The 4921-nt window shown below is 67.2% G+C and carries 6 protein-coding genes; 3 read left to right on the top strand and 3 right to left on the bottom strand.

Features of this window, described 5'->3' with window-relative positions:
• Window positions 1–913: amidase (locus A5652_RS02350; RefSeq protein WP_197513713.1), on the top strand; the 913-nt coding region annotated here is incomplete at its 5' end.
• Window positions 914–929: 16 nt separating this feature from the next.
• On the opposite strand, the gene A5652_RS28000 is transcribed toward A5652_RS02350, so the two are convergent.
• Window positions 930–1106 (bottom strand): hypothetical protein, encoded by a 177-nt coding sequence (locus A5652_RS28000; RefSeq protein WP_197513711.1) that lies wholly within the window; start codon window positions 1104–1106, stop codon window positions 930–932.
• Between the two features lie 350 nt (window positions 1107–1456).
• On the opposite strand from A5652_RS28000, the gene A5652_RS02345 reads away from it, so the two are divergent.
• Both A5652_RS02345 and A5652_RS02340 read left to right on the top strand, forming a co-directional pair.
• The gene (locus A5652_RS02345; RefSeq protein WP_067346247.1) at window positions 1457–1729 is read left to right on the top strand and encodes a hypothetical protein; all 273 of its coding nucleotides are present in this window, start codon (window positions 1457–1459) and stop codon (window positions 1727–1729) included.
• Window positions 1730–2076: 347 nt separating this feature from the next.
• On the top strand, window positions 2077–3642 hold the full coding sequence (locus A5652_RS02340; RefSeq protein ID WP_156745110.1) for an LCP family protein: 1566 nt from the start codon (window positions 2077–2079) through the stop codon (window positions 3640–3642).
• A gap of 135 nt (window positions 3643–3777) precedes the next feature.
• Here A5652_RS02340 and A5652_RS02335 read toward each other — a convergent pair whose 3' ends face one another.
• Together A5652_RS02335 and A5652_RS02330 are read right to left on the bottom strand one after the other, a co-directional pair.
• Window positions 3778–4569 (bottom strand): SDR family NAD(P)-dependent oxidoreductase, encoded by a 792-nt coding sequence (locus A5652_RS02335; protein ID WP_067346243.1) that lies wholly within the window; start codon window positions 4567–4569, stop codon window positions 3778–3780.
• A gap of 32 nt (window positions 4570–4601) precedes the next feature.
• Window positions 4602–4921: SDR family oxidoreductase (locus A5652_RS02330; RefSeq protein WP_156745109.1), on the bottom strand; the 320-nt coding region annotated here is incomplete at its 5' end.

Genomic DNA, 4921 nt, shown 5'->3' with positions numbered 1-4921 from the left:
GTTGGCGCCGTACGGCCCGCAGACGGGTGAACAGATGCTGGGCATGGCGACCCAGGGAGTCGTGTCGCGCACCGTGCGTGACAGTGCCGCGCTGCTCGACGCGATCGTCGGGCCAGACCCGAGTGCCGCCTACCGAGTTGCAATGCCCGATAGACCGTTTGGCGAACAGATCAAGCAGCCCCCAGAGACGCTGAGAATCGGCTACTCGGCGCGCTCGGCCATCAACGCTCGGCCGCATCGCGAGGCCGTTGCGGCGATCGAAAAAGCCGCGGCGCTCCTTCGCGAGCTGGGCCATCACGTCGAGGAGGTCGCACCGCCCTACGACGACGCCGCGCTGGGGCGCGACTTCCTGACCATCTGGTTCGGCCAGCTACACCACCAAGTCGCCGACATCAAACAGCGAATCGGTGCGCGCGACAGCGACTTTGAGGCCGACACCTTGGCCATCGCCGAACTGGGCCGCTCCGGCGGTGTGCTGCCCGTGCTGGCCGCGCTGGAAAACCGGAACGACTACATCCAGTCCCTGGCCACGTTCCACGCCGGCTACGACTTCCTACTGACGCCTACTTTGGCCACCCCGCCCATTGCTGTCGGTGCCACGACGACGTCGGGCGTGTTGCAGCGGGTGGCACGGCTGGTCAGCCGGGTCCGGGCCGGAAAACTCATGGGGCTCAGCGGAATCCTCGATGACCTCATCCAGGAGAGTCTGGGCTGGGTGCCCTATACGCAGCTTGCGAACCTCACCGGCCGTCCGGCGATCAGTGTGCCGCTGCATTGGACGGATGCCGGACTCCCCCTGGGTGTGCAGTTCATCGGAAGGCTTGGCGCGGACGGCGATCTGCTGCGGCTCGCCGCGCAACTCGAAGAGGCGTGCCCCTGGGCCCACCGGCACCCTGCGCCCGCGCCGAATTAGTTCTTCGGTGATGGTTTTACGACGCAGGCCCGGTTTCTTCGGTACCGCGCCGGCCTAGCCACAGGCTCGCGAAGCGCCGGGCGATGTCGCCGAGGCGACCGCCCCCGTGCTGCGAAGCCTTGATGCGGCCGAGGGTTTCTCGTCCCTCGTTCGCGTAGTCCTTGACGGTTTCATCGCCTTCCTCGGCGCGCATGTCTGCTCTCCAATCGTGTTCGTTACTCCGGCGCCTGGCGCTCGGGCGGTTCGGACGGCGTCAAGCGCTCGGGCGGTTCCGCCGGCGTGAGCCGTTCGGGCGTTTCCGCTGGCGTCAGCCGCTCCGGCGTCTCGCTGGGAGTGCCCGGCTGCGATGGCTCGGAATCTCTCGGCCGCTCCGCCGAAAACGGCCTGAGGCGGGTATCGATCATGCTCAGTCCTTCGTTCGGCTCATGGCCGCGTACCCGCCGTACCCGGGAACCCAAACGCCCGCGGCGATACTCGATCTGCCCCGACGCCGGTCCCGAGCCGCCCACTGAAGCCGCTGGATCAGCCGCCTACACTCCAACCGTGGTTAATCCAGCAAGATCGGGGCCGACAGTCGGCAGGTTCCCGCTGGTCGTCGGCCTTGCCGTCGTCGTACTGCTCGCCCTCCTCGCCGTACCCATCAAGCAGCGCTGCGGTGCGCCGGGCTTTGCGTGCGCGTCGACGCTGGATAACGGCGGCAACATCCGCTACTACTACGAGATCGAACCCGTCGGCGTCTACCTCGCCGAAATCGTCACCGGCACCAACATCACGCTCTTTTACAGCTCGGGCGAGGACCTGGTCAGAGCCCGATAGCTGACCGAGGCGGTTTGCTGGCCGCGGTGAGGCGGCGTTGGGAGCGCTGGGCCGTATCCGCTCGGTAACAAGTTCGGCTCGATCCGGGCGGCGGTGTGACGCGCCCGAGACCTTCGCGAGACCACCAAGCCGCGGCCGGGCAAAACGTGCTGGTAGAGAGGCTGCGGCGAGCGCGAACCGCCGCCGCCGGGCCCGACGAACGCGCCTGCGCAGGGCCTGTGACGGGTGCTCTCGATTGGAGGCTTCACAGCAAGCTACCGCATACTTGTCACCATGCTTGAAGCGATATCGCCGCAAAGCACCGTTGCGGTGCCTGGTGATGCGCTGGGCGTGGGCAGAGGTTTGTGATGGCCCGCTCGGGCGGCGCCCATCGCCGTCATCGAGCCGTCCGTCAACCCTCCCGTTTCCGCAAGGGGCTGACGCGCACCCTGGGCGCGCTCGTCTCGGTGGTGGCCGTGGGCCTGACCGGGGCGGGGTACTACGTGGCGCACGGCGCGCTGGGTGGTATCACCGTGTCGAACGCCCTGCTGCCGGACGATCCGCGGTCCAGCGGCGACAACATGAACATCCTGCTGATCGGGCTGGATTCGCGTAAAGATCAGGACGGCAACGACCTGCCCAACTCGATTCTGAAGCATCTGCACGCCGGCGAGTCCGACGACGGTGGCTACAACACCAATACGATGATCCTGGTGCACGTCAGCGCCGACAACAAAGTCGTCGCCTTCTCGATCCCCCGCGACGACTGGGTGCCTTTCACCGGGGTCCCGGGCTACAACCACATCAAGATCAAAGAGGCGTACGGGCTGACCAAACAGTACGTCGCCCAAAAGCTGGCCAACCAGGGCGACATCACTCAGAAGGAGCTCGAGACCAAGGGGCGCGAGGCCGGCCGGGCGGCGACGCTGCGCGCGGTGCGAAACCTGACGGGCGTCCCCATCGACTACTTCGCCGAGGTCAACCTGGCCGGTTTCTTCGATCTGGCACAGACCCTCGGCGGCGTCGACGTCTGCCTGAATCACCCTGTCTACGACGAGTATTCGGGCGCCGACTTCCCGGCCGGGCGACAACGGCTGGATGCGTCCGAGGCGCTGTCGTTCGTCAGACAGCGGCACGGCCTGGACAACGGCGATCTGGACCGCACCCACCGGCAACAGGCGTTCATCTCGTCGGTCATGCAGGAGTTGCAGGCCGCGGGCACCTTCACCAACATCGACAAGCTGAAGAACCTGATGGCGGTGGCGCGCAAAGACGTTGTGCTCTCGGCGGGCTGGAACGATGACATGATCCAACGGCTCGGTGGGCTGGCCGGCGGCAACGTCGAGTTCCGAACGCTGCCGGTGGTGCGCTACGACAACATCGACGGCCAGGACGTCAACATCGTCGACCCGGCGGCCATCAAGTCCGAGGTGGCCGCGGCGATCGGTGCCGACACATCGACGACCGCGTCGACCACCACCGCCGTGAAACCCGACCCGTCCACAGTGGTCGACGTGGTCAACTCCGGCGCCATGAGTGGTCTGGCCACCCAGGTGTCGCGCGCGCTGAAAAAGAAGGGCTTCACGCCGGGCCAGGTGCGCGACCGCGAATCGGGCGACCCGACCACCACCACGGTGGAGTATGGCGCGGGTGCGCAGACCGATGCGCTCAACCTGGCGAGCCTGCTCGGCGTGGACGCGCCCAAGCAGCCAAGCTCTGCCATCGCGGCCGGACACATCCGGCTGACCGTGGACACCAATTTCTCGATGCCCACACCCGACGAGACTCAGATGGACGACACGACGAGCACCAGCTCCAGCACGACGACGTCGACCAAGGCCAAGACGTACTACTACAACGGCACGACCACGACCTACCCGACGCCAGATCAGGGAAAGCCGATCGACGGCGGCGGAGTGCCCTGCGTCAACTGACTAGGCGCGTGGCGCGGCGAAGCCTTTAGGCGCGCGGCGATCGCAAGCGCGGCGAAGCCGGGAGCGGCGGGTCGCCGCCAGTAGGCGCGCGGCGATCGCAAGCGCGGCGAAGCCGGGAGCGGCGGGTCGCCGCCATTAGGCGTGGGTGCCGCCATCGATGCGGATCTCGGTACCGGTGATCCATGCGCCGTCGTCGGACACCAGCATCGCGATGACGCCGGCAATCGCGCCGGGCTCGGCCATGCCTGCGCCGCTGGATTCGACCGTCGTCGGCAGGATCGGCATGAGGCGGCCAAACAGCGACCAATCGGCGTCGTTCGGGATGTATCCGCCGGTCGCATCGGTGATGCCCGACTTGATGCTGCCCGGTGCCACGCACGCCGCGCGCAGGCCGTCCTTCGCGTATTCCAGCGCCAGCGAGTGGGTGAAAGCCTGGATGCCACCCTTGCTCGCGGCGTAAGCGGCCATGTACGGGTGGGCGAACGAGGCCGACGTGGAGCTGAAGTTCACGATCGCGCTGCGCGAATTCGCCAGCAGCGACGGTAGCGCCTCCCGAACCACCAGGAAGGTTCCGGTCAGGTTGACGCCGACGATCTGGTTCCAGAGGTCGAGGCTGGTCTCGTGGGTGTGCGCCGCCCGCAGGATGCCGGCGGCGTTCACCAGTGAGTCAAGCCCGCCCAACTGCTCGGCGGCCAGGCATACCCCGTCGACCACCGAATCCTCGCTGCCCACATCCAGCGGCATCGTGATGAGCCGGTCGGCGGTGCCGGCTTCCTTCGCCTGCGCCCGGGTGTTGTCCAAGCCGTCGGCGGCGACGTCGGATGCCGCGACGGCGGCACCCTCGTCCAGCAAGCGCAGCGCGGTGGCCTGGCCGATGCCCGACGCGGCGCCCGTCACCAAGATCCGCTTGCCCTCGAGTCGCTTCATTGCATCTCCGCTTCACTCAGCGTGGCGACGGGTCAGGGTGTCACCACTCCGCGCAGCGCGTCGGCGCCGTACATCTGTTCCATCATCGACGAGTAGTCGGGGCCACGGCGCAGAATGTGTCCGCCGTCGACGTTGATGCACTGACCGGTGATCCAGGTCGCGGCGTCGCTGAGCAGGAACATGGCCAGGTTTGCGACGTCCTCGACCTCGCCGACCCGTGGCAGCGGAGTGCACAGCGCGTAGTCGCCGCTGATCTCGGGTGACTGGATCACGCTCGCGTCGACCAGATCGGTCCGGATCAAACCCGGCCGGATGCTGTTGACCCGCACCCACGACGGCCCGAGTTCGTCGG

The organism is Mycobacterium sp. 1165178.9 (genome assembly GCF_001673555.1).
Classification (GTDB): domain Bacteria; phylum Actinomycetota; class Actinomycetes; order Mycobacteriales; family Mycobacteriaceae; genus Mycobacterium.
This window is presented reverse-complemented; position numbering and strand designations above follow the sequence as displayed.

Bases quoted from the DNA above. Each gene is read 5' to 3' on its own strand.
- A5652_RS02340 (WP_156745110.1), top strand. From the start codon at position 2,077: ATGGCCCGCTCGGGCGGCGCCCATCGCCGTCATCGAGCCGTCCGTCAA.
- A5652_RS02335 (WP_067346243.1), bottom strand. From the start codon at position 4,569: ATGAAGCGACTCGAGGGCAAGCGGATCTTGGTGACGGGCGCCGCGTCG.
- A5652_RS28000 (WP_197513711.1), bottom strand. From the start codon at position 1,106: ATGCGCGCCGAGGAAGGCGATGAAACCGTCAAGGACTACGCGAACGAG.